The sequence below is a fragment of the Rhizobium vallis genome (genome assembly GCF_003985155.1).
Taxonomy (GTDB): domain Bacteria; phylum Pseudomonadota; class Alphaproteobacteria; order Rhizobiales; family Rhizobiaceae; genus Rhizobium; species Rhizobium vallis.
This window is the reverse complement of sequence record NZ_ML133712.1, coordinates 1-22,290: the sequence shown is the minus strand read 5'-3', so window position 1 is coordinate 22,290 and position 22,290 is coordinate 1. Positions and strand designations below refer to the sequence as shown.

24 protein-coding genes and 1 pseudogene are annotated in these 22,290 nt (G+C 62.1%); 17 read left to right on the top strand and 8 right to left on the bottom strand.

All coding sequences use genetic code 11. From position 1 onward, the window contains the following. Nucleotides 1–131 (top strand): annotated as a pseudogene (locus EFQ99_RS35930) (IS110 family transposase); the annotation flags it as partial. Nucleotides 132–460: 329 nt separating this feature from the next. On the opposite strand, the gene EFQ99_RS33600 reads toward EFQ99_RS35930, so the two are convergent. Beyond that, nucleotides 461–1,834: a TIGR02594 family protein gene (locus tag EFQ99_RS33600; protein ID WP_164736489.1), complete on the bottom strand. Its 1,374-nt coding sequence runs from the start codon at nucleotides 1,832–1,834 to the stop codon at nucleotides 461–463. A gap of 113 nt (nucleotides 1,835–1,947) precedes the next feature. Beyond that, entirely contained in the window at nucleotides 1,948–2,550 is a 603-nt protein-coding gene (locus EFQ99_RS33595; protein ID WP_126925230.1) for a TetR/AcrR family transcriptional regulator, read from the bottom strand. A gap of 100 nt (nucleotides 2,551–2,650) precedes the next feature. On the opposite strand from EFQ99_RS33595, the gene EFQ99_RS33590 reads away from it, so the two are divergent. Next, the gene (locus EFQ99_RS33590) at nucleotides 2,651–3,484 is read left to right on the top strand and encodes a class I SAM-dependent methyltransferase (protein WP_126925228.1); all 834 of its coding nucleotides are present in this window, start codon (nucleotides 2,651–2,653) and stop codon (nucleotides 3,482–3,484) included. A gap of 92 nt (nucleotides 3,485–3,576) precedes the next feature. Here the strand turns inward: EFQ99_RS33590 and EFQ99_RS33585 are convergent, their stop codons facing one another. Next, entirely contained in the window at nucleotides 3,577–3,960 is a 384-nt protein-coding gene (locus tag EFQ99_RS33585) for a VOC family protein (protein WP_126925226.1), read from the bottom strand. Between the two features lie 367 nt (nucleotides 3,961–4,327). Between EFQ99_RS33585 and EFQ99_RS33580 the strand changes: the two genes are divergently transcribed. Beyond that, complete coding sequence (locus EFQ99_RS33580; RefSeq protein ID WP_208722853.1) at nucleotides 4,328–5,098, top strand: phosphodiester glycosidase family protein; 771 nt, start codon at nucleotides 4,328–4,330, stop codon at nucleotides 5,096–5,098. Nucleotides 5,099–5,152: 54 nt separating this feature from the next. On the opposite strand, the gene EFQ99_RS33575 is transcribed toward EFQ99_RS33580, so the two are convergent. After that, on the bottom strand, nucleotides 5,153–6,139 hold the full coding sequence (locus tag EFQ99_RS33575) for a quinone oxidoreductase family protein (RefSeq protein ID WP_126925222.1): 987 nt from the start codon (nucleotides 6,137–6,139) through the stop codon (nucleotides 5,153–5,155). 137 nt (nucleotides 6,140–6,276) lie between these two features. Between EFQ99_RS33575 and EFQ99_RS33570 the strand changes: the two genes are divergently transcribed. Next, complete coding sequence (locus tag EFQ99_RS33570) at nucleotides 6,277–7,158, top strand: LysR family transcriptional regulator (RefSeq protein WP_126925221.1); 882 nt, start codon at nucleotides 6,277–6,279, stop codon at nucleotides 7,156–7,158. Nucleotides 7,159–7,290: 132 nt separating this feature from the next. Next, nucleotides 7,291–8,130 (top strand): SDR family NAD(P)-dependent oxidoreductase, encoded by an 840-nt coding sequence (locus EFQ99_RS33565; protein ID WP_126925219.1) that lies wholly within the window; start codon nucleotides 7,291–7,293, stop codon nucleotides 8,128–8,130. Nucleotides 8,131–8,397: 267 nt separating this feature from the next. On the opposite strand, the gene EFQ99_RS33560 is transcribed toward EFQ99_RS33565, so the two are convergent. After that, nucleotides 8,398–9,369 carry a quinone oxidoreductase family protein gene (locus EFQ99_RS33560; protein ID WP_126925217.1) on the bottom strand — a complete coding sequence of 324 codons (972 nt, stop codon included), beginning with the start codon at nucleotides 9,367–9,369 and terminating at the stop codon, nucleotides 8,398–8,400. 92 nt (nucleotides 9,370–9,461) lie between these two features. Between EFQ99_RS33560 and EFQ99_RS33555 the strand changes: the two genes are divergently transcribed. The 9 genes from EFQ99_RS33555 to EFQ99_RS33515 all read left to right on the top strand — a co-directional run bounded on the left by EFQ99_RS33555 (nucleotide 9,462) and on the right by EFQ99_RS33515 (nucleotide 16,720). Continuing rightward, nucleotides 9,462–10,322 carry a LysR family transcriptional regulator gene (locus EFQ99_RS33555; protein WP_126925215.1) on the top strand — a complete coding sequence of 287 codons (861 nt, stop codon included), beginning with the start codon at nucleotides 9,462–9,464 and terminating at the stop codon, nucleotides 10,320–10,322. 81 nt (nucleotides 10,323–10,403) lie between these two features. Beyond that, nucleotides 10,404–11,900: an FAD-dependent monooxygenase gene (locus tag EFQ99_RS33550; RefSeq protein ID WP_126925214.1), complete on the top strand. Its 1,497-nt coding sequence runs from the start codon at nucleotides 10,404–10,406 to the stop codon at nucleotides 11,898–11,900. A gap of 174 nt (nucleotides 11,901–12,074) precedes the next feature. Beyond that, the gene (locus EFQ99_RS33545) at nucleotides 12,075–12,293 is read left to right on the top strand and encodes a DUF7660 family protein (RefSeq protein WP_126925212.1); all 219 of its coding nucleotides are present in this window, start codon (nucleotides 12,075–12,077) and stop codon (nucleotides 12,291–12,293) included. Nucleotides 12,294–12,487: 194 nt separating this feature from the next. After that, a complete protein-coding gene (locus tag EFQ99_RS33540) occupies nucleotides 12,488–13,489 on the top strand; it encodes an ABC transporter ATP-binding protein (RefSeq protein ID WP_126925210.1) in 1,002 nt (333 codons plus the stop codon). Beyond that, a complete protein-coding gene (locus EFQ99_RS33535) occupies nucleotides 13,486–14,286 on the top strand; it encodes an ABC transporter permease (RefSeq protein ID WP_126925209.1) in 801 nt (266 codons plus the stop codon). The genes EFQ99_RS33540 and EFQ99_RS33535 overlap by 4 nt, the downstream gene beginning before the upstream one ends. 3 nt (nucleotides 14,287–14,289) lie before the next feature. Continuing rightward, nucleotides 14,290–15,093: an ABC transporter permease gene (locus EFQ99_RS33530; protein WP_126925207.1), complete on the top strand. Its 804-nt coding sequence runs from the start codon at nucleotides 14,290–14,292 to the stop codon at nucleotides 15,091–15,093. 345 nt (nucleotides 15,094–15,438) lie between these two features. Then, on the top strand, nucleotides 15,439–15,687 hold the full coding sequence (locus tag EFQ99_RS33525; protein WP_245441635.1) for a cytoplasmic protein: 249 nt from the start codon (nucleotides 15,439–15,441) through the stop codon (nucleotides 15,685–15,687). Between the two features lie 356 nt (nucleotides 15,688–16,043). After that, nucleotides 16,044–16,298, top strand: a complete 255-nt coding sequence (locus tag EFQ99_RS33520; protein ID WP_126925205.1) for a type II toxin-antitoxin system Phd/YefM family antitoxin — start codon at nucleotides 16,044–16,046, stop codon at nucleotides 16,296–16,298. Further along, complete coding sequence (locus EFQ99_RS33515) at nucleotides 16,295–16,720, top strand: hypothetical protein (RefSeq protein WP_126925203.1); 426 nt, start codon at nucleotides 16,295–16,297, stop codon at nucleotides 16,718–16,720. Before EFQ99_RS33520 ends, EFQ99_RS33515 begins: the two co-directional genes overlap by 4 nt. Before the next feature lie 369 nt (nucleotides 16,721–17,089). Here the strand turns inward: EFQ99_RS33515 and EFQ99_RS33510 are convergent, their stop codons facing one another. Continuing rightward, entirely contained in the window at nucleotides 17,090–17,623 is a 534-nt protein-coding gene (locus EFQ99_RS33510; RefSeq protein WP_126925201.1) for a DUF805 domain-containing protein, read from the bottom strand. Nucleotides 17,624–17,742: 119 nt separating this feature from the next. On the opposite strand from EFQ99_RS33510, the gene EFQ99_RS33505 reads away from it, so the two are divergent. Continuing rightward, on the top strand, nucleotides 17,743–18,594 hold the full coding sequence (locus EFQ99_RS33505) for a hypothetical protein (RefSeq protein ID WP_126925200.1): 852 nt from the start codon (nucleotides 17,743–17,745) through the stop codon (nucleotides 18,592–18,594). Between the two features lie 114 nt (nucleotides 18,595–18,708). Continuing rightward, nucleotides 18,709–19,533, top strand: coding sequence for an isocitrate lyase/PEP mutase family protein (locus EFQ99_RS33500; protein ID WP_126925198.1), 825 nt, complete (start codon nucleotides 18,709–18,711; stop codon nucleotides 19,531–19,533). Between the two features lie 23 nt (nucleotides 19,534–19,556). Here EFQ99_RS33500 and EFQ99_RS33495 read toward each other — a convergent pair whose 3' ends face one another. Next, nucleotides 19,557–20,207 carry a glutathione S-transferase family protein gene (locus EFQ99_RS33495; protein ID WP_126925196.1) on the bottom strand — a complete coding sequence of 217 codons (651 nt, stop codon included), beginning with the start codon at nucleotides 20,205–20,207 and terminating at the stop codon, nucleotides 19,557–19,559. 124 nt (nucleotides 20,208–20,331) lie between these two features. Then, nucleotides 20,332–20,688, bottom strand: a complete 357-nt coding sequence (locus EFQ99_RS33490; protein WP_425376297.1) for a DUF6896 domain-containing protein — start codon at nucleotides 20,686–20,688, stop codon at nucleotides 20,332–20,334. A gap of 380 nt (nucleotides 20,689–21,068) precedes the next feature. Between EFQ99_RS33490 and EFQ99_RS33485 the strand changes: the two genes are divergently transcribed. Next, the gene (locus tag EFQ99_RS33485; RefSeq protein WP_126925192.1) at nucleotides 21,069–21,779 is read left to right on the top strand and encodes a hypothetical protein; all 711 of its coding nucleotides are present in this window, start codon (nucleotides 21,069–21,071) and stop codon (nucleotides 21,777–21,779) included. Nucleotides 21,780–22,290 lie beyond the last annotated feature (511 nt).

The following is a 22,290-nucleotide window of genomic DNA, read 5'->3' as shown; positions in this document are numbered from 1 at the left end:
ACGCCCGCTTGCGTCAGAACGGAAAGGATCACCTGTGCGCCGTCATCGCCGTCGCACGAAAACTCATCGTTCTCGCCAATTCGATCCTCTTTCGAAAGGCCGAATGGACGCCACAATACCGGAAAAAGTGAAACATGGTTGCTCCCCGCTGGGGAGAAGCGGAATCGTGGCGGCGTCTCGAACTTCTTGAAAGCCCCTCTTGTGGAAACGAAGGCAAGCGTCTGGCTCCCTCTTCTCCCCAGCGGGGGTCCGAAGGACGGGTTGAGACCCGTGGCTCAACCCCGGTCGTGGCCCGAAGGGTCGGATGAGGGGGTGAGCGGCAAGCCGCGAATGAGCTGAGCGCACGCGAGGGTCAAATACCGGCCCTGCCGCCCTCATCCCACACCCCAGGAGACCCGACAGCCGGCGCGGCAGCCCCTCACGCTGGACTGCCGCAGCCGACTCCCGCCCAACGATCCGCTCACCCCCTGCGGATGCCGAGAAGCCGGTAGCGCGTGCTGCCGAGATTCCCGTCTTTCGGATAGTTCTGGTAACAGACGCTGTTGCTCTGGTTGCCGCCGAGGATCTTCACCGTCGGCCCGCCGTCGTCGGCGACGAGGAAGCCCACATGCCCGTCCGAGCCGTTCATCGGGCCGCGGGCGAAGACGGCGATGTCGCCTTCCCGAGGGTTTTCGCTCACGTCGTCTCCCCAGTCCCGCCAGCTTCGGGCATCCTGCCGGTTTGTGCCGATCATGCCCGCCTGCTCGACGCAGAAATTGACGAAGGAAGAGCACCAGGCGACGCTGTCGTCGGTTCCCGACCAGTGATTGGTGGATTTGTGATACATGACGATGCGCGGATTGTTGCCGCTGCCGGCAACCTCGGCCACACCCCTTTCCAATTCCGCCCTGGCGACGTCGTAAGGCCTCCTGCCGATCGCCTCTTCGATCGGGAAACCGCCCGACATCACCTTCAGGAAGCTCGCATGCATATAGCCGTCGACCGTGCCGTCACCGTCGAGATCGACCTTGGCCCAGTCGCCGTTGCGCTCGAGAATGGTCACCGGCGTGCCGAGCGGCAGCGCCCTTTCCACCGCAAAGCTCTCGCCCGGCCCCCGGCGCAGGTTGAGCCCGCCGGTGGCGCTGACTTCGGCGAGCTCCGAATGTCTTTCGATCGCAGCCGCCAGCCTCCTCGAGGCGCCGAGCGCGATCGCCCCTTCCGCGTCGGCCCGGAACTGGCCGAAATCCTTCCATCTGCCGCCGACGATATTGCCGTCATAGCTGACGCCTTGAAAGGCGAGCGGCGGATACACCTGGTAGAGCGCCCATTGGTCGGTCGCGAGCATGTCCCTCGTGCCCGACCAGCCGGTCGACGCCGCAAGCCAGATGAAGTCGACGAAACCGGCCTGGCGAACCGCCGCGCCCACCGTGCCGGAACCATAGACGCCGACACGATACTTGCCCCTCAGCGCGCTTGAAACCGCCCCGAAATAAGCTTTGATCGAGGCGAGATCGGCCGCCTTGTAGTAATCGTGATCGACAGCGAAGTAGATCGCCGAATTCTCCGGCTGCCCATAGGTCTCGGCAAGGGCGAGAGCGCGGCCGCTGTCCCTCTCGCCGGTCTCCGCATCGAGATCGCCTATATTGCCGCCGGCCCCGCCCCGCTGCTGAAAAACCACTGCCAGCGAAAGCCCCGCCTCCAGAATATCGTCATATTCGGCCTTCTCGATCCGCTTCTGCGGCAGTCGGGTCGAATTGCTGTGGTTGTAATAACGGATGACCGTTTCGACGCCTGATGCTTTCAGCTCATTGGCGCAGTGGCCAAGTTCCCATGGGCTATCGATGACCTTGTGCATGGCTCGCCCCATATTCAACAATACATTTGCAACCAAGTAAAAATTACCATCTACACTTTAAAGGTGCAATAATCACTATTGAGTAACCTGTCATTGCTTCAGCTGTCGGCACGTCATTTTGCAGCCGGCAGCCCCAGGCCGGCGAGCTTCAGCACCTCCGCGACCCTTGCGTCGGGATCGACGCCCGGTTCGATCTGGCCGTCGATCGTCAGCAGGGCGAGGCCATGCGTCAACGACCAGAGAAACAGCGCAGCGTTTGCCACTTTCTCCGGCGCCAGCCGCTTTTCCAGATCCTCCTTCATCTGGCGGTAGACCCGCATCCGCGAAGCGCCGATCGCCTCGTTCCCCTTGGAATAGGCCTGGAAACCCTCCCCGAACATCAACCGGTAGAGGCCGGGATTGGCGCGTGCGAAGGCGACATAGGCGATGCCGCCGGCAAGCAGGTGGCGCCGGGGGCCGGCGAGCGCCGCGTCGATCTCTTCGCTGAGCTCGGCAAATCCCTGCTCGGCAAGGGCCGCCGCAAGCGCATCCAGGCTGCTGAAATAGTGATAGGCCGCCGGCGCCGAGACGCCTGCGCGCCGGCCGATCTCCCTGAGGCTCAGCGCCTGCGGCCCGCCCTCTTCCAGAAGCGCCCGCGCGACGGAGAGCAGCGTCGGGCGCAGATTGCCGTGATGATAGCGGGTCGATCCCTTCTCCGTCGTCTTGTCCGTCACCATGCCCCGATCCAATCTTTACACTGTTAAAATCATGATCTAGTCTGCCCGCGATGACAAGGGCACCGACGACAAGGTTCATAGAACTTCACAGGAGACCGTCATGCAAACATCCGAACCCAGCCGCACCGCAATGGCCGCCGCGGCCCACAGGGCGGCGCATCAGAACGTCGATGGCGGCGCCATCTTTTCCGATCCCTACGCCCGCCGCATTCTCGGCGAGGAGGCGGCGGCGGCGGCCGACCTGAAAGCGCAGGATCCCGCCACCCGCTCCTTTCGCCTGGTGATGGCGGCGAGAAGCCGATATGCCGAGGATTGCCTGGCCCGCTCGCTGGCAAGGGGCGTCGCCCAGGCCGTCATCCTCGGCGCCGGGCTCGATACTTTTGCGCTGCGCAATCCCCATCCCGGCCTGATGGTCTTCGAGGTCGATCATCCCGCCACGCAAGGCTGGAAGCAGACGAGGCTGCACGAGACGGGGCTGACCCACAGCCTGCCGATTTTCGTCCCCGTCGATTTCGAGCGCGACGATCTCCAAACACGTCTCGTCGCCTCCGGCTTCAAGCCGGAAATCCCGGCCTTCTTCATCTGGCTCGGCGTCGTGCCCTATCTCCGGGAAGCCTCGGTCTTCACCCTGCTCCGCTCCGTCGCCGGCCTGCCCAGCGCCTCCATCGTCTTCGACTACGGCGAGCCGCTGGAAAACTATCCGCCCGAACGCCGCGCCCGCGCCGCCGAAATGGGCGCCCGCACGGCCGCTGCCGGCGAGCCCTGGCTGACGCGCTTCGATCCGGCCGATCTAGCCGAACGCCTGCGCGCCCTCGGCTTCACCTCGCTCGAAGATCTCGGCCCCACCGAAATGGCCAAACGCTACTTCGGCCTGCCGCAGGACGCCCCGCACCGCGGCGCCGGGCCGCATGTCATATGCGCCGGAAACTTTTGATTTTCGGCAAGAATGGCGCGGCCGTGATTAACCGTCAGGATAGCAGAATCCGTTCTTAGGCCGCCGCCTCCGCAAATACCGATACGCGCGCCTCACCCATCATAAACAATCGAAATCTTGTTCCCGGCCGGGTCGCGCATATAGGCGGAGTACCAATCCGGGCCGTATTGCGGGCGCGGGCCGGGGCCTCCCTCATCCGTTCCGCCGCTGGCGATCGCGGCTTCGTAGAAAGCATGCACCGCCGCGCGGGACTTGGCCATGAAACCGATCATCGCGCCATTGCCAGCACTTGCCGGCTCCTCGTTGAAGGGCTGGCAGACCCAGAGAGTGAAACCTTCGCCTTTGCCCCCTTCGGAATAGGCGCTCCAGCCGGGAAACTCCTTGTGCTTGCTCCAGCCGATCGTTGCCAGCACCGCCGCGTAAAAGGCGTTCGATCGATCCAAATCGAGGGCGCCGACGGTTGCGTAAACACTCATGATCTTTTCTCTCCCAGTTGCGGAACACGAGAGAATTCATAGCGCACGGTCGCGAACATAACAAGAACATCTCTGTGACTTTACCGCGGGTAGCTTCCCCTCCCCAACCCCTCCCCACAAGGGGGAGGGACTTAACCAAGCCGCTCGCTTATCGCCACAACAATCCAAGACGGCAAAGAGAAGAAGGACCGCCGCTCCGGTTTAGCCCCTCCCCCTTGTGGGGGTCCGGAGGACGGGTCGAGACCCGCGGCTCGACCCCGGACGGGTTGGGGAGGGGTTTGAAACCTTTCCCCCGCAATCCGGTCATTGCCCCTGCCCCGCCGACCGCATATTGCAGTCTCACCGATCCGAGAGAAAGCGCATGCCGATCACATCCCTCAAACACGCCCTCCTCGCCGTAGCCACCTTTCTGGCGGCAACGATCCTGCTTCTGCAGGCAGCGCAGGCCGAGCCCTGTGCGCCGCAAACTTTCGAAGGAGCGAACTATATCGTCTGCACGGTCGATCCGGGCAAAGCCGATCTGCGGCTGTTCTGGAAGAGTGCAAACGGCGAACCCTACCGCTATTTCTCGAGCCTTGCCGAAGCCCTTCAGGCCGGAGGGCGCACGCTCGTCTTTGCCGTCAATGCCGGCATGTACCGGCAGGATTTCTCGCCGCTCGGGCTTTACGTCGAGAACGGCAAGGAATTGAAGCCCGCCAACACGAAGACCGGCGGCTCCGCCGGGTCGGTGCCGAATTTCTACAAGAAGCCGAACGGCGTGTTCTTTCTCGATGGAGAAGGCGCAAAGATCCTGCCGACCGATGACTTCCTGAAGCGCCGCCCGGCCGCCCGTTTCGCCACCCAGTCCGGCCCGATGCTTGTCATTTCAGGCGCGCTGAACCCGATCTTCATCCCCGGCTCGACCGATCGCACCCGCCGCGGCGGCGTCGGCGTCTGCGGCGGGTCCGTCCGCATCGCGATCAGCGAAGACGAGGTGAATTTCCACGATTTCGCCCGCCTCTTCCGCGACCAGCTGCAATGCCAGGACGCGCTTTTCCTCGATGGCGGGCACGGCGTCGGGCTCTACGATCCGGCCCTTGGCCGCAACGACCGCTCCTGGCACGGCGGCTACGGCCCGATCCTCGGGCTCGTCGAATAGCGGCAGGGGCGAGCCGCTATCGTCGCTTGATTTTCTTCATCGCCTCGCCCTTGGCTACTGCGTCACACGAAGCACCGCGGAGCCCGTCGTGCGTCGGCCTTCCAGATCGCGATGGGCTTCGACGACGTCGTCGAACGCATAGATGCGGCTGGGATCGACCTTCAGAACGCCCGCTTCTATTGCGGCGAAAAGGTCGGCCGCGGCTTCGGCGGTCTCGGCCGCCGTGACAACATAGTGATCCAGCCTGCCCCATGTGAGATGCAGGCTTTTCGCAGCAAGGACATAGGGATCGATGGGAGTGATCTCTCCGGACGCCTTGCCGAACTGGACCAGCGTGCCACGCACTTTGAGAACGGCAAGGGAGCCACGGAAAGTATCTTCGCCGACGGAATCGAAGACCGCGTCGACGCCGACCCCTCCCGTCAATTCGTAGGTCCGCGCGACAAAATCTTCCGTGCTGTAGTTGATGACGTGGTCACATCCTGCCTGGCGCGCAATCTCCGCCTTGCTTTGGCTGGATACGGTTCCGATGACGCGATACCCGAGAGACTTTGCCCATTGCACGAAGATCTGGCCCACACCGCCGGCAGCGGCATGATAAACGATCGTATCGCCAGGCTTCAGCGGCACGACGTCCTTGACCAGGTAGCGCGCCGTCAACCCCTTCAGGAAGTTTGCAGCCGCCTGCTCGTCGGAGACGCCGTCCGGAATGATCGCCAGGCGATCGGCGGGATGAACACCACGGGTGGCATAGGCGCCGGTGCTGTGACCGAAAACAACGCGGTCTCCCACCTTCACCGATGTGACGCCGCGACCGACGGCCTCGACGATCCCCGCTGCCTCATTGCCGATAACCGCCGGGAAGGATGGAACCTCCATCGTGCCGCGCCTGAAATAGACGTCGACAAAGTTGAGCCCGATGACCGTGTGGCGAACGAGCACCTCTCCGGCAGCGGGTTCCGCAACCGGGATGTTTTCGAATTTCAAGACCTCAGGCGCGCCATACTGATGAATGCGCGCTGCTCGTGCCATGATCGACATGTCAGTTTCCTCTAGGACGTAAAACGCCACCCGGCTCGAGTGGGCGCCGCCAAAATCGGCGTGCTGAAGATATTGATCATTTCGGTTCGCATGATAATCATACGCTCAACGAGAGCACCTTTCGGATTTTTCGAGAAATGGACACGCTGGACGCTCTACGTCTGTTCGTCGGCATTGCGGAGGCGGGAAGCCTGTCGGCGGCGGCGCGACAGAACTCGGTCGCGACATCGACCGCCACGGTCGCGCTTCAACAGTTGGAGCAGCAGGCAGGCACGACGCTGATCAGACGATCGACGCGGCGCCTATCGTTCACGCATGAAGGACTGCAATTCCTGGCCGATGCCCGGCGATTGCTGGCCGATTGGGATGCCTCCATCGGTGGCGTAAAGGAAGGCCCGTTACGCGGACCGATCAAGATGACGTCGACAGTCGATTTCGGCAGGAGCAAAATCGTCCCGGCGATCGACCGGTTCATGGAACTGCACGCGGGCATTTCCATAGATCTGCATATCTCGGATGCTCTCGTCGATCTTGTCGAGCACAACATTGATCTGGCGATCCGAAACGGACCTCTGCGGGATTCCTCGCTGAAGGCACGTCTCATTCTGCGCGGCCAGCGCGTCATCTGCGCGGCACCCTCATACTGGGAGGCTCATGGCCTGCCGGCACATCCTGATGATCTCGCCGCCCACAATTGTCTCCTGGTGTCGAGGCCGGCAACCCCGTTTTCGACGTGGCACTTCGTCGAAGACAGCAAGAAAATTTCAATCCGGGTCTCTGGAAATCGGGTCGCGAACGACGGCTCCGTCCTGAAGCGATGGGCTTTGAAAGCCTACGGTGTTTTCCTCACTCCGGTCTGGGATATCCGCGAGGAATTGGCCTCGGGCGCGCTGGTGACGGCGCTCGACCGATTTCTGCCGGAGAGCGCCAATCTGTATGCGGTAACGGACGGCAGCGCGACCAGCCACCGCGTTCGAGCCTTGATCGACTTCCTGGCGGACGAGTTTCATCGGGAGTAGCCAGACCTCGCCCTGGCGGCAACGCCATCAGGATCGTAGTTTGCGCGCAAGATCTTTCTCTAGAAAGCCGTCGCGCTCGCCAAGCCGCAGTGCCAATATGCGCTCCTCAACTGCTTCGGGAGGCCGGCCACCATGAAAGATGTCGTCGCTTTGGTGTCAGGCGGAAGTCGCGGCATCGGCCGCGGCATTGCCCTTGCCCTGCTTGCCGAAGGCGCCACGGTCCATGTCACCGGCCGGACGCGCTTCGAGGCGGATGTGAAGACGCCCGAACGCGCCGGCTCGCTCGAAGGGCTCGAACTTGAAGCGACGAACCTGCCGGGGCGAATTTTCGTTCACCAATGCGATCACGGCCACGATGCCGACACCGAGCGCCTGGCCGAAGAGATCCGCGCCGGCAACCGGCTTGATATTCTGGTCAACAATGCCTGGCCCGGCTACGAAAACATGGTCGAGGACGGTGATTTCACCTGGCCCCGGCCGTTCTGGGAGCAGCCCGTCTTTCGGTGGGAGGCGATGATCGGAACCGCGCTCAGGGGCGCCTTCATGATGTCGCGCGCGCTCGCTCCGCTGATGATTTCGGCCAGGCGCGGCCTCATCGTCAACATTTCCTTCTGGGCGGGCCAGGTCTACGAGGGCAACACGATCTATGGCATCGCCAAAGCCGCCGCGGACAAGATGGCTGCCGATTTCGCCCATGAGCTTAAGCCCCACAATGTCGCCGCAGCAGCGCTTTATCCCGGTCTCGTCCGCACCGAGGCCGTGCTGCGCAATGCCGAGTTTTTCGACATGTCCAATTCCGAGTCGCCGCAATTCATCGGCCATGTCATATCAGAGCTCTGGCGCGACCCCGCCTTAATGTCGAAATCCGGGCGCGTGCTGGTCGCAGCCGAATTGGCGCGGGAGTACGACATAGCCGATATTGATGGCTACAGGCCCGTTCCGCTGACGGCCGCTAACTTTGCCGGAAATTGATTTCGCCGTGATCGGGATGCCAGCGTTCCCGAGGCCGGCTCTGATGGATTTTAACTTCGCCCTCCACTCGGCGTCATCCTCGGCCTTGTGCCGAGGATCTGCCGCCCTATCGAGGGGTTGCAGATGCTCGGGACAAGCCCGAGCATGACGAAAGAGAGGTTTGCCGACTTTGCCAGCCGTTGGAACCGGCGGAGAGCGCCGTTCATTCCTCTTTTCCATCGGCGCCGACGGCTGCGGCCGAAGGCGCCGCACCTCCTCAGATATGCTCTAGGGAATCAGCAGAATGCTGCCCGCCGCCCTTCCCGTTTCCATCTCCTCATGGGCCCGGGCGACATCCGCCAGGGCGTATTCGGCGGCGATCTCGGCAACGATGCCCGTTTCCAGCGCCCGGATCGCCGCCTGCGCGGCGTCGCGATAGCGGCCGATGTCGGAACACCAGGCCATGATGCTCGGGTGGCAGAGCGACTTTCCCGGCCGAAGCTCTTCGACGGCAACCGGCGGAACCGGTCCGGCCGCCTGGCCGATGGTCACCGCTGTGCCGAAGGGCCGGACCGAGCGGATGGTTTTGAGAAGCATGTCGCCGCCAATACCGTCATAGGCGACATCGACGCCGATCCCGCCGGTGAGCCGCTTCACCTCCGCGACGATATCTGCCTCCCGTCCGACGATCAGGTGATCCGCGCCATAGGAGGCGGCGCGCGAGGCTTTCTCGGATGTGCTGACGGTGCCGATCACCGAAGCGTTGAGCGACTTCGCCCAGCGAACGAGGATGCTGCCGAGCCCGCCCGCGGCCGCGTGGATCAGCACAGTGCTTCCCTCGCGGACATCATAGATTTTTTCCAGCAGCATATAGGCGGTCATACCCTTCAGCAGCGAACTGGCGGCCGTCTGGAAGGAAACCGCATCCGGAAGCCTGATCACCTTCTCGGAAGCGATGTTTCTGGTGGAGCAATAGGCCCCGACCGGCGGCCCCGCATAGGCAACGCGGTCTCCCGGATTAAAGTCGGCGACATCGGAACCGACAGCTTCGACGATACCCGCCGCCTCGGCGCCGATCACCGCGGGATAGGACGGCAGCGGATAGATTCCCTGGCGGTGATAAATATCGAGAAAGTTGGTCCCGATCGCCTCATGGCGGATTGTGATCTCGCCATTTCCGGGGGGATCGGAGCGCTGATCTTCAATGCGGAACTGGGCAACGCCGCCGGGCGCCTGCAGCAATATGATGCGATCTGTCATCCTGTCTCTCCATCGTTTGCGCTGAAAATATCCCGTAGCCACATGTGTGAAAATTCCCTATTCCTTCACAATCAACGGGAGAAAATTCACATATGGATTGGGATGACCTGCGGCATTTCCTGGCATTGGCGCAGGCCGGAACGTTCCTCGGCGCGGCGAAACAGCTGGGTGTCGAACACGCGACGATCAGCCGGCGCGTCGCCTCGCTCGAAAAGAGCCTGGGGCGCAAGCTCGTCGACCGGCGCGGCCGCCGCCTGATCCTCACCGCCGACGGAAAAGAGGTTGCAAGACACGCGGCCCTCGTCGCACAGCAAACCGCCGCGATCGAGCAGTTTGGCCGCAGCAGCGCCACGGAGACGCGCGGCCATGTCCGCATCAGCGCCCCTCCGGCTCTCTCGGCCGCTCTGCTGGCAAAACCGGTTGCCGCCGTCAGGCATCGTCATCCCGGCATCGAGGTCACTTTGGTGGGAGAAAAACGGCTTGCTTCGCTGAACCGGCGGGAGGCGGATATCGCCATACGCTTCTCCAGGCCGGAGGACGGCGACTATTCGATCATCAAACTCGGAGAAATCACATTCTGGCTCTATGCGACGCAATCTTACCTCGAAAGCGTTTCGCCAGCGGACTGGACCTTCATCGGCTATGACGAGAGCATGAGCGCCTCCCCGCAGCAGATGCGCCTCCTCGAACAAGCCGCCGGCCGGCCCATCGCCATTCGATCATCGGTCCTGGAGTTCCAGGCTGCCGCCGCCAGTCTTGACGGCGGTGTCGTCATGCTGCCGGAGTTCGCGGTCATGGAGAGGGATTGTCTCCAACGGATCGATGACCAGATACCCCTGACACGCGAGGTATGGCTGGTCGTCCACGCCGATATCAAGAATGTCCCATCGATCCGTGTCGTCATGGACGCGCTGAAGAAGGCCTTCGACATGTCCTCGATCCGCCATCCCTAGAATGTTCGGCGCAGCCCGAGAGTTTGCACGGCTCTGAACTACCTCGCGGAGACAAATCGAAACTGCAGGAGGAATTTGCGAATGACGGAACATGCAGTCGTGATTTCGGGAGCCGGCCCGACGGGCCTGATGCTGGCGGGCGAGCTGGCCTTGGCCGGCATCGACGTCGCCATCGTCGAACGCCGCCCCGACCAGCAGCTTTTCGGCACACGGGCCGGCGGTCTCAGCGCCCGCACGCTCGAGGTGTTCGATCAGCGCGGCATCGTCGACCGCTTCCTTGCGGCAGGGCAGATAGCCCAGGTCACCGGATTTGCCGTCACCCGCCTCGATATCAGCGATTTCCCGACAAGGCACAATTACGGGCTGGCGCTCCGCCAGAAGCATATCGAGCGCATTCTCGCCGGCTGGGTCGACGAGCTCTCGGTGCCGATCTATCGCGGCCGTGACGTGACGTCCTTCGTTGAGGACGAGACCGGCATTACCGTCCACCTCTCCGATGGCGGCGCCACGCTCAGGGCACGTTACCTCGTCGGCTGCGACGGCGGCCGCAGCCTCGTCCGCAAGGCAGCCGGCATCGCCTTCGAAGGATGGGATGCGACAACAGGCAATATTCTGGCCGAAGTGGAGATGGAAGAGGAGCCGCCGCTCGGCGTCCATCGCACCGCCCTCGGCATCTATGCCTTCGGCCGGGAGGATTACGAAATCCGCAACGGCAAGGTCATTTTTGCAAGCGACGGCCCGGTCAACGTCATGGTGCCTGACGGGAATGCCGGCGCCACGACCGAGCCGACCCTCGACGACCTCAAGCAAGCCCTCATCGCCGCATTCGGAAAGGATTACGGCATCCACGGCCTGAAGTGGATCTCCCGCTTCACCGACATGTCGCGCCAGGCGACGGCCTATCGCAAGGGCCGCGTCTTCCTCGCCGGCGATGCCGCCCATGTGCATTCTCCGGTCGGCGGCCAGGGCCTCAACACCGGCGTGCAGGATGCCGTCAATCTCGCCTGGAAGCTCGCCCAGGTGATAAAAGGCACCTCGCCCGACGCCCTGCTCGACACCTATCACGCCGAGCGGCACCCGATCGCCGCCCGCGTGCTGCGCACGACGATGGCGCAGGTCGCCTTGCTGCGAACCGACGACCGCACCGAAGCCCTGCGCGATATCATGATGGAGCTGCTGGGCATGGACGAACCCCGCAAACGCATCGCCGCCGAAATGTCCGGCCTTGCCATCCATTACGACCTCGGCGAAGGTCACCCCCTCCTCGGCCGCCGCATGCCCGACCTCGACCTCACCACATCGGAAGGCCCCGCCCGCGTCTTCACGCTGCTCCACAACGCGCGCCCGGTGCTCCTCGTCCTCGACGGCTCCGGCAGCTTCGACATCGCACCATGGTCGGACGACGTCGCGCTGGTTCACGCCAGATATGACGGACCGTGGGAACTGCCGGCGCTCGGCCCGGTCTCGGCTCCGTCAGCAGTGCTGATCCGGCCCGACGGATATGTCGCCTGGGTCAGCGACGGGACGCAGGATGGTCTTGAAGACGCGATGAAGACCTGGTTCGGGCCACCTAGCTAAAGTCCAGCCGATCCGATCGCCCTCGCCTTTCTGCGGAATTAGGTAGCAAATGCCACAAAGTAGGCATCCCATCACTTTGGACTACCCAAGAGTGATTTTATTGCAAGACGGCAGGTCCGCGCTGACCTCGGCAGCGATCTCATGCTATTTGAGTTGAGACGAGGTCACGAATTGATGAATATTGAAAACGTAATCGATCAGCAAAGTTTCCTAAAGTACCTGACGTCGATGCGAACCGATTTCGAGATTGGCGCTGTCCGATGGGAAAACACCGACCTTGCGAGCTACCTTGAGGCTATGAATGCGTGGCTAAAAGACAGCGCACCACAGAGCGAAGCCAACCCATGGAAGCTCGCCGCTTTTTTGTTACAAGCGGGAGCTTTCTATGAATGATTGCCTACCACATCATTGTGACGATCTCTACATGATGATGCCGCGCTCGGGCTGCCCGATCGATCCGACTCTTTAGGCGCGCCAAAACCTTAATCGCCAAAACTCAACTTGCCCTTGCACGAATCCCACATCGCGCTAGCCTGCGTTCCCGACCGTTATCCCTGCCGAGTCGGCTGAATCCCGAGGGAACACACATGACGGCTTTGATCGAGGCCCGGGGCGTCAGCAAGCGCTTCCGGCAGCACAGGCGATTTCCCGGTCTTCTCGGCGCCTTCAAGACGCTGGTGACAAGCGAATATACCGAGGTCACGGCCGTCTCGGATATCGGCTTCGATATCGGGGCCGGTGAGGCCGTCGGTTATCTCGGTCCGAACGGCGCCGGCAAATCGACGATGATCAAGATGATGACCGGCATTCTGGTGCCGAGCGACGGCACCGTCACCGTGCTCGGCCGCACGCCGCATCTCTCCCGCATGGCGAATGCCCGCGAGATCGGCGTCGTCTTCGGCCAGCGCAGCCAGCTCTGGTGGGATCTGCCGCTGATCGACAGCTTCACCCTGCACCAGCGCATCTACGATATCCCGCCCGCCCGCTATGCCGATAATCTACGCCATTTCAGCGAGTTGCTCGATCTCACGCCCTTCCTCGATCGCGCCGTGCGCCAGCTCAGCCTCGGCCAGCGCATGCGCGCCGAGATCGTCATGTCGCTGCTGCATGATCCCAAAATCCTCTTCCTCGACGAGCCGACGATCGGCCTCGACGTCGTCGCCAAGGATGCCGTGCGCCGCTTCCTGGCCGAGATCAACCGCGAGCGCGGCGTCACCATCATCCTCACCACCCACGACCTGCAGGATATCGAGACCATCTGCCCCCGGCTGATCATGGTCGATCACGCCAGGCTGATCTTCGACGGTGAACTCCGGAGCCTGCGCGCCGCCCTCGGCTCGGCCCGCCGGCTGACGCTGGAATTTGCAAGCGATCCCGGCCCGCTGCACCTCAACACCGCCTCGCTCGTCAGCGACGAGGGCCTGCGCAAGAACTATCTGATCGAGCGCGAAGATGTGTCGCTGGTCCGCATCCTCTCCGAAGTCGGCGGCGATCGCGGCCTGAAGGATGTGGCGCTCCACGAGCCCGATATCGAGGAGGTCATCCGCACCTTTTATCAGCGCCGCAATGCGAGGGCCAAGGCATCATGAGCGCCTATCTTGCGTTCGCGCGTAGCTCATTTCACGCGCAGCTCGCCTACCGCAACGAGGTCTGGGCCAATATTTTCGGCAAGCTCGTTCAGGTCTTCGCCCGCGTCGCCATCTGGCTCGCCGCCTTTGCCGGCGTCGGCGGCACCGTCGTCGACGGCGTCTCGCTGCAGCAGATGGTGACCTACGCCCTGCTCGGCGGCGCGGTGATGGGCGCCACCCGGCCGGAGCGCGTCATCAGCGAGATCGGCCGCTCGCTGAAATCGGGCGATATCTCGGTCTGGCTTTTGAAGCCCATCTCCTATCCGCTCTATCTCTTCGCCAATGAAAGCGGCTCCTTCGGCTACCGGCTGATGACCCAGGTGATCCCGACCGTCGCCGTCACCGCCTTGTTTTATGGCATGCTGCCGCCGGCAAGCCTGTTCGATGGGGTGATGTTCGCAGCCTTCTGGGCGCTCTCCTTCATCCTCATCTTCCTGATGTCGGCACTATGTGGCCTCATCGCCTTCTGGCTGATGACGAGCTTCTCGCTGGACTGGATCCTCGGCGCCCTGCTGCATCTCTTCTCCGGCCTGCTGGTGCCCTTCTGGTTTTTCCCCGAGCCGCTCGCGACGATCGCCCGCCACCTGCCCTTTGCCTGGGTGGTCTATTATCCCAACGCCGTCTATCTCGGCCGGCTTTCGGTCGCCGAAGTCTGGCTCCATTTCGGCCTCGGCCTCGCCTGGGCGGCTCTCTTCCTGGCGGGCGTGCTCTGGCTCTGGCGCTGCGCCTCCACCCGCATCACCGTGCAGGGAGGCTGACCCATGATCCTGCATCATCTCCGCGTCCTGCCGCTTCTGGTGCGCATGCATGTGCGCTCGCAGATGGAATATCGCGGCGCTTTCTGGCTCGATCGCCTCGCCCAGATCCTCTCCTATGGCAGCGTCTTCGCCACGATCGGCATCCTGCTTGCCCGCTTCGATACGCTGGGCGGCTGGCGCTGGCCGGAGCTTGCTTTGCTCTTCAGCTTCCAGCTGCTCTCCTATTCCCTTGGTGCTGCGATGAGCTTCACGCAGCTGCGCGATCTCGAGGAGCTGGTGCGCCTCGGCACCTACGATACGCTGCTGGTCAAGCCCTTCAGCCCCTGGACCTATCTGATCTTTTCCGGCCTCAACATCGGCTATGCCGGCCACATCCTCCTGGCCGTGCCGCTGATGGGCTGGGCGGTGCTCTCCGTCGATTTCGCCTGGACGATCCCCTCGGCGCTGTTCTTCATCGCCACCATCCTCAGCGCCACGCTGCTGACCGCCGCCATCATCACCATGATCGGCGCCACCGCCCTCATCTGGGTGCGCTCCAACCACCTCTTCTCGATTTTCTTCGGCTTCTGGGAGCTGACGCGCTACCCCTTGAACATCTTCCCCGGCGCCATCCAAGTCGTCCTCATCACCGCCGTCCCCCTCGCCCTCACCAGCTCCGTCCCCGTCGGCGCCCTCCTCGGCAAACCCATCCCGCTCCTGGGAGACTGGGCAGGGGCCGTGGCGCTAGCGGCCGGCCCGATCTGGGTGCTGCTCGCCATGGCCTACTGGCACTATGCCAACAGCAGGTATCAGGGAGCGGGTGGGTGATGGCGCCCTTCAGGATGAGAAATAGCCAGGCTAACGTCGTGCCGTGCAGCCCCCTCATCCGGCTGCCGCCACCTTCTCCCCGAGGGGAGAAGAGACTCGCGGCACCGCCACCACACATTTTCCAACGACAGCGATACGATGAAGCAAGGCGCCGCGACGAATCCCCTTCTCCCCAGCGGGGAGAAGGTGCCGGCAGGCGGATGAGGGGGCTGCACGGCACACCTTCTCCACTCTTATTTCGGTGCCCGTCACAGGAAGGACAGAGCAAGAAGAAGCCTCCCAATAACCTGCCGTGCAGCCGAGCAGCCCCTGGACCATCTCCGCCCCCATGGCTAAGGGTAGCCCATGGATGACATCCTAATCCGTACGCACAAGCACAGCATCAATCATCGAGCGGAAATCGAAGCCAGCGCGCTCTGCGGCTGCTTCCACTGCTGCGCGTCCTTTCGCCCTGCCGAGATCAAAGATTGGCTGGACGATAACAGGACAGCTCTTTGCCCACGCTGCGGCATTGACGCCGTCATCGGTGACGCTTCAGGCCTCCCCGTGATGACAGTCGACTTCCTGAAGCAGATGAATCGACATTGGTTCTAGTCGTAAGCCCCGCGTCCACTCGCCCATCGACAAGTCAGTTTGTGGGGAGAAAGCACATCCTTCTCCTCCGTCATTCCCTACCTCGGGTTCAACCCGAGGGATGTCACGGGAATCCAGCCACCGCGCGTCCGCGCGGTGAATGACCTTTCAGAATGAATGAAGTCCGCCGCGCCCAAGCAACGACCCGAAGCGAAGCCAACATAAGCTATAACTGCCACCAGGCTCGGAAGCCGCGATCTTTTCGGACAGCCTCTTTCGCCATACGCTCGAATGCATTCGTCGCCGCCAGTTACGTCTCCCAACCTTGACAAAATGTGTAAAACTCGTATTTTTCACAAAAAGGAGACTGGCTCGTCATGGCTCAAGTTTTAAGAGTTCCGGCTACCGAGTTTGCTCGTAAATTTACGACATTCCGGGAACAGGTGCAGACGGCAGGCGTGATTGAGGTCACAGCTCATAACCGGACGATCGGTGCTTTCTTGTCTGCAGCTGAACTCGAACACTATCAGAACATGAAAAAGCGCGAACGCGAAGTCATTCGAGTCAGTGAAATGGATGACGAAACCATGGCGCTGATCATGGGCGCTGAATACGGCAAAGTGTCCGAGTGAGTTACCCGACTCCGGTTCCGGGTCTCGTCGTCCGATACAATTACCTGTGGGACAGCGAAAAAAGCGAAGGCCTGTCCCTGGGACGCAAGGACAGGCCTTGCGCCATTGTCCTGTATCATTCGAAGACCAATGATACGATCGTCGTGCCGATCACGCATTCTCCTCCCGAACTTGGCGAGGAGGACCTGTCTATCGAGGTTCCACCGGAACTCTGTGGCCAGCTTGGTTTGGATGACGCTACCAACTGGGTCCGCGTGAGCGAGGTCAACAGATTTGAGTGGCCCGGTATTCACCTTCGCACGCTCCCCTCGAATCCGAGCCGTTACGACTACGGCATGATCCCACGAGAGTTCTACGAAAAGATCAGAGCCAAGCTTCATGAAGCGATGATGAAGGGGCGTGTGCCTTTGGCTAAACGCTGATGGGTCCGAAGGACGGCCACCGCGCGTCCGCGCGGTGAATGAGCTTTTAGAATGAACGAAGCCCGCCGCGCCAAGCAACGACCCGAGCGATGGCAATACACAGCAGTGCCACCCTGGGACCTTAGTCCAACTAGCTCTGATTGCAGAATGAACTAAGATCGGAACCGTCCTGCACTAAGGACGCGAGGGAAGCCTGGCATTTGAGATTGTGCCTCTGCGTAAGCCAGGCTTCCCCCCGATTCCGCGGCCCTTGTCGCATGCGGTCGAAGCGGCCGACCACCCCAAGCATTCAACCGGACCTCGATATCAATCATCACGCCGTAGCGGTCGCTCGGCGATATCCCATCCATCGGCCGAGAACCGAGAGTCCTACAGACCCCGGCGTCCAAAGGTGGCCCCGCTGCGGCTCGGCAGGCGGCGTGCCGGAGATGCCTCGACCCTCTCCGGACGCGTCGGCGTGGGTTGCTCGTCGAAGCTGGGAGAGTCCGGGACGTGAAAGTTGCTCGGCAGGAAGAGCAGGCCGAGGCCATAGGCTATGTTCGCGGCCTTTGCCACCTTCGCGATAATCTCGACCGTCGTCCCTTCCGGCATCAGCAGCGGGACAAGATATGCGGCGGCCTGGATCGCGAGAGACGCCGCTATAAGGATGGCCGGATTCCAGCCTATGTCGCGTATTCGCGCCGCCTGGATGCTGAAACCTATCCAGAAAGAAGGCAGCATCGGGATCGCCAGGATCAGAAGCGTCGTGCCTGCCCGCATGACCTGCCCGCTTCCCGGCGGCGGCCTCATGATCCAAAAGCCGCCGGCGATGATGCAGCCGACGACGAGGGATAAGACGCAGCATGCGGCTAGATAATGCAGCCTCCTCAAACGCCCGCGAAACATGAATAGAGTATCCAGCATTGCAACCCCCTGCTTAAAGGGCAACACATCACACAACCTCTTCAAAGCTTTGAATCAGATCGATAAAATGCGAGACAATCACCCGCCTCCCGCCACCGGCGGCAACACGGATCGAACCCATGCGCTTCTATCGCCCGACATTCGAACTCGCCGCCTTGCAACAGCCGCAGGATCGGCTGGTCTCCAAGCTCGGCGGCCTGCCATGGGGCTTTCCGCAAGCCCGCTGGCCCGCCTGCCCCGATTGCGGTTACCCCATGAGCATGGTCGCGCAGCTCGAGCATGATCCGCCGATGATCGATCTCGGTTCGACAGGCGGCGTGCTGCATCTCTTCTTCTGCGCCAATCTGCTCTGCCTCAGCTATGGCACCGGCGGATGCGAGGCCGTGATCTTGAGATGCGAGGAGATCGGGCATGGCCTCACGCAACAGCCGCCCGATGAGGATGGCAGCCAGAGTATCAACGGCGAAGTCTGGATTGCCGGCTGGGAGCCGCATGACGATCCCGTGCCGCCGGAACAGGTCTCCTCGTTCTACGACGATGGCGATCACATGAACCTGCCCGACGGCATTGCCCAGCCCTTCGGCTTCGACAGCCGCTGGAATACCAAAGCCAGCGGGGTTCCCTACTGGACGGGCAATGGCGTGACGCTCGACCCTTCCAGCATCACCCTCCCGCCGTTCGAATTCCTCCTGCAGATCCATCAGATGGTCTATGTCGACGGCGCCCCGCCTTCCCCGGATCTCGCCGGCTGCACCGTCAGCATCTACCGGGAAATCGCAGGCGAGACCGAATGGCAGCATCATGCGCCCGCCAAGCCAACCGCCGCCTCATCCCCGATGTCGATCATCGCAGAATACGGCGCCCAGTCCTACGGCGTCGATTTCGTCAATTTCGGCTCCGACGGCACAGCCTTCGTCTTCATCGACCGCCACTCAGTTCCGCCGGTCGTGCGATGGCATTGGAGCCGGTAAGACACGATGCCGAAAAGTGGGACGGTTTGCGGCCACGACTTCCCCACAACAATGTTCTTTATATGTTCCAAAAATCATGCCACCCTGCGATGAGATTCATGGGAGCCGGCAACGATGAGCGACAAGAGAACGGCATTTCGATTGCTGCACGAGGCGCCAGGCGCCTTCATCATTCCGAACCCCTGGGACGTCGGAACGGCGCGGATCCTCGCGGCAATGGGTTTCCAGGCGCTGGCGACGACCAGCGCCGGCATGGCCTTTTCCCTTGGCGTGGCCGAGGGAAAAGCGCCCCGCGAAGACACGCTCGCCCATTGCCGCGCTCTGGTTTCGGCAACACCCCTTCCCGTTTCGGCCGATCTGGAAAAGGGCTTTGGCGACAGTCCGGAAAGTGCGGCCGAAACCATCCGTGCCGCCGCCGATCTGGGCCTGGCGGGCTGCTCCCTCGAAGACCACACCGGCAATCGCGACCATCCGATCTATGATTTTTCGCTTGCCGTCGAGCGCATCGCCGCTGCCGCCGAAGCGCGGTCGGCCCTTGCCCATGATTTCGTGCTGACGGCGCGATGCGAGAATTTCCTGTGGGGCCGGCCCGATCTCGATGACACGATCAAGCGGCTCCAGGCTTTTGAAGCGGCCGGCGCCGACGTGCTCTATGCGCCGGGCCTGAAGGATCTGGAGACGATCCGCATCCTTTGCGAGGCCATCTCCAAGCCGGTCAATGTCGTCATGGGTCTGCCGGGCGCCACATTCAGCGTGGACGAACTCGCAGCCGCCGGCGTGAAACGGATCAGCGTCGGATCGGCGCTGGCGCGGCTCGCTTATGGTGCCTTCGTCAGCGCCGCTCGGGAAATGTCAACGGAGAAAACCTTCCACTTCGCCGAACGCGCGATGGGCTTTGCCGAGCTGGAAGGCTTTTTCACCGGCGCAACAAAAGCCTGACATGGCGCAAGGGCAGACCTTCCTCACTCACCGGACGCGGCTGTGAACACAGCCAGCTGAGCGGCAAAGGCACGCTGGTAGGCCGGCCGCGCTTCGCCGCGGGCGAGATAGGCCGTAAGGTTCGGGTGTTCCGCCAAGAGGTCCGATCCCTTCAGCCGCAGCAGCACCGAGACCATCTCCAGGTCTCCCGCGCTGAATCCGCCGTCGAGCCAGTCGGCATCGCCGAGGTGGGCGGAAAGTTCGCCGAGCCGGGTGCGGATACGTTTTTCGAGGAGAGGAAGCCGCGCGTCGAACCAGCTCTCGCTGCGCTCGAAAATCCTGGCCATCTCGCGTTCGATGACAACAGGCTCCATTGTGGCGACCGCGGCAAAGATCCATGCGATCGCCCGCGCCCGGCCATTGGCGTCCCCAGGCAGCAAGCCCGGATAGCGTTCCGCGATATGCAGCACGATCGCCCCGGACTCGAACAGTGCGAGATCGCCTTCCTCATAGGACGGAATCTGCCCGAAAGGCTGCAGCGCCAGATGCGCGGGCTTCTTCATCGCCTGGAAGGAGAGAAGACGAACCTCGTAAGGCTCGCCCACCTCTTCGAGAGCCCAGCGAACGCGCATGTCGCGCGCAAGTCCCCTGCCGCGATCCGGCGATTTTTCAAAAGCGGTAATGGTAATGGTCATTGTCATTCTCCATAGCGGGTCCCCTTGAAGACGACCGGCGAAACGGGATTCCGACATCCATCCCCAATATAGTGCCGGCGGTGGGATCTCGGTGGCTCTAAGCGCACATGGCTGCTGGGTCGACCTATTGGGTTCGGCGATTGTGTTCCAATACGGCTCGTTCCGCATCCGCCCCTTGGGTTGCAATGCCCATCGATTCCAGAAACAGCGTGAGCCTCCACCAATCGACTTTCGCGCAATCTCCAAATTTATCATGCATGTCCACAACCAGATGTGGAACAGGTTCCTCCCTCTCGAACCTTAAGCCTAGGCCGTGTTTAGCAAACGTCCATCGCTGCCCGTCAACGACGAGAATTCCCGATCGAGGGAAATTGAGCAGATGCGTAAAGTCATTCGCCTGCGGGTAGCTCTGGCTGAATGCCGAAAGCAGCTGGTGCTGAAGGTTCAAGAGCTCATGAATTCTCGACGAGTAAAACGACAATTGCATCTCCGAAGAGGATTTGCAGTTCGCGTCCGATCCGGTCGACGAATTGACGGTGTCTCTGCCCCAAATCCACTGGACGAATTAGGCAGAACCACCACTACCGCCGTCAAGGGGGCACACCCGTCGCATTCAATCCGTCGGGGCAAAAATGCGCAAGCTGGTCGGCCTACCCACCTCCCCGCCGGACAACGACCCGTCAGGGAAAGCAGTGATTAAGCATTCAGGCTAGGACTATAGACCAGGCCGCTTCGGACCATCGCCCGATGTGCGAGTCGCGATCACCGTCTAATCTTTTCTCAGCTTCAGCGAGTGCGGTTTCGCGCCGCGCGCTGTGAGCGTCACTATCGAGATTTCATGATCTGCTTTGGAGAAAAACGATGCGGAAAGCTATTTTGGCGCCATTCTTTGCCCTGTCGCTGGCGGTCGCCGCAAGCCCGGTAACGATGATCGGCCTCGATGCGGCCGCGCTGGCCAAGGACGGCGGCAATGGCGGCGGGAACGGCGGTGGCAACGGTGGCGGTAACGGCGGCGGCAATGGTGGTGGCAACGGCGGCGGTCACAGCGAAGATCATGGCGGCGGCAACGGTAACGGCAACAGCAACCAGGGCAACGGCTCGGACCATGGCGGCCTCAAATCCCAGGGCGGCGAAAACGGCAAATCCGGCGAGGCCCACAACAAATCCGATAACGGCAAATCCGAAAACGCCAAGTCCGAAAATGGCAAGTCGGGCAAGACGGTCTCCACCAAGGAAAAGAACGTCAATGCCCAGCTTGCCGGCCTGAATTCGATCAACCGCAATTACAGGGCGCTGATGCACACTTCGGACCCGCGCATGACGGCGATCTCAGCCTATGCCGTGGCCTATGCCCAGTACGAGATCGACAACGGGGTCGAGCCTTCGCCCGACGATCCGCTGCTCGGCGACGAGGCGCTGGAAGATGCACTGGCCGCGGCCACGAAGTCAGGCGAAATCAGCCCGGCCGCATTTGATCGCGCCAAGACCATCCTCGGCGTCGGCGAGGCCAACGGCAAGATCGACCAGATCCGCGCTGCGCTCGAGAATTCCGCCGCAACGACGGAAGAATAGCGGCGCGGCGAAAGCCCGCCCGCAGCCTCTGCCGCGCTTCTGATCACAAGGCGCGGCATCCTCTTGCGCTCTCGTCCCGAGCGCAGGCCAAGGAGCCTCGAAGGACATGCCGCACGCTGCGCCAGGCATCCACCCCAGCGCCGGCACCCTTCGAGGCCCCTGAAAGGCACCTGAGGACGAGGCTCTTGAACTTTGGCGCAGCATCCTCAACGCCTGCTGTCGCAAACGCGGCATCCTCCAACGCTCCTCATCCTGAGGAGCGCAGGCCAAAGGCCGGAGCCTCGAAGGACACGCTCCAACGCTGCGCCGATTGCCTTTCTGGGTGCTAGACAGGTTATCTGCCTTTCGCTGGTGCTCAAGACGCTCGTCGCTTTCGCTCCTCACCCCCCTCATCTGCCTGCCGGCATCTTCTTGGATAAGAAAAATGTAGGATACTGACGCTTGCCGGGCGGGTGGCCGCCCGCCCGGCAGCTGGTTGTCGGATCGTCACCTTCTTAGCCGTTTGGGGCTG

Excerpts from the sequence above, each read along its gene's own strand:
- EFQ99_RS33525 (WP_245441635.1), top strand. The coding sequence starts at position 15,439 with ATGGATGACATCCTAATCCGTACGCACAAGCACAGCATCAATCATCGA.
- EFQ99_RS33590 (WP_126925228.1), top strand. The coding sequence starts at position 2,651 with ATGCAAACATCCGAACCCAGCCGCACCGCAATGGCCGCCGCGGCCCAC.
- EFQ99_RS33600 (WP_164736489.1), bottom strand. The coding sequence starts at position 1,834 with ATGCACAAGGTCATCGATAGCCCATGGGAACTTGGCCACTGCGCCAAT.
- EFQ99_RS33570 (WP_126925221.1), top strand. The coding sequence starts at position 6,277 with ATGGACACGCTGGACGCTCTACGTCTGTTCGTCGGCATTGCGGAGGCG.
- EFQ99_RS33495 (WP_126925196.1), bottom strand. The coding sequence starts at position 20,207 with ATGACCATTACCATTACCGCTTTTGAAAAATCGCCGGATCGCGGCAGG.
- EFQ99_RS33510 (WP_126925201.1), bottom strand. The coding sequence starts at position 17,623 with ATGCTGGATACTCTATTCATGTTTCGCGGGCGTTTGAGGAGGCTGCAT.
- EFQ99_RS33545 (WP_126925212.1), top strand. The coding sequence starts at position 12,075 with ATGAATATTGAAAACGTAATCGATCAGCAAAGTTTCCTAAAGTACCTG.
- EFQ99_RS33500 (WP_126925198.1), top strand. The coding sequence starts at position 18,709 with ATGAGCGACAAGAGAACGGCATTTCGATTGCTGCACGAGGCGCCAGGC.
- EFQ99_RS33505 (WP_126925200.1), top strand. The coding sequence starts at position 17,743 with ATGCGCTTCTATCGCCCGACATTCGAACTCGCCGCCTTGCAACAGCCG.
- EFQ99_RS33595 (WP_126925230.1), bottom strand. The coding sequence starts at position 2,550 with ATGGTGACGGACAAGACGACGGAGAAGGGATCGACCCGCTATCATCAC.
- EFQ99_RS33560 (WP_126925217.1), bottom strand. The coding sequence starts at position 9,369 with ATGACAGATCGCATCATATTGCTGCAGGCGCCCGGCGGCGTTGCCCAG.
- EFQ99_RS33540 (WP_126925210.1), top strand. The coding sequence starts at position 12,488 with ATGACGGCTTTGATCGAGGCCCGGGGCGTCAGCAAGCGCTTCCGGCAG.
- EFQ99_RS33535 (WP_126925209.1), top strand. The coding sequence starts at position 13,486 with ATGAGCGCCTATCTTGCGTTCGCGCGTAGCTCATTTCACGCGCAGCTC.
- EFQ99_RS33555 (WP_126925215.1), top strand. The coding sequence starts at position 9,462 with ATGGATTGGGATGACCTGCGGCATTTCCTGGCATTGGCGCAGGCCGGA.
- EFQ99_RS33550 (WP_126925214.1), top strand. The coding sequence starts at position 10,404 with ATGACGGAACATGCAGTCGTGATTTCGGGAGCCGGCCCGACGGGCCTG.
- EFQ99_RS33565 (WP_126925219.1), top strand. The coding sequence starts at position 7,291 with ATGAAAGATGTCGTCGCTTTGGTGTCAGGCGGAAGTCGCGGCATCGGC.
- EFQ99_RS33530 (WP_126925207.1), top strand. The coding sequence starts at position 14,290 with ATGATCCTGCATCATCTCCGCGTCCTGCCGCTTCTGGTGCGCATGCAT.
- EFQ99_RS33520 (WP_126925205.1), top strand. The coding sequence starts at position 16,044 with ATGGCTCAAGTTTTAAGAGTTCCGGCTACCGAGTTTGCTCGTAAATTT.
- EFQ99_RS33485 (WP_126925192.1), top strand. The coding sequence starts at position 21,069 with ATGCGGAAAGCTATTTTGGCGCCATTCTTTGCCCTGTCGCTGGCGGTC.
- EFQ99_RS33575 (WP_126925222.1), bottom strand. The coding sequence starts at position 6,139 with ATGTCGATCATGGCACGAGCAGCGCGCATTCATCAGTATGGCGCGCCT.
- EFQ99_RS33585 (WP_126925226.1), bottom strand. The coding sequence starts at position 3,960 with ATGAGTGTTTACGCAACCGTCGGCGCCCTCGATTTGGATCGATCGAAC.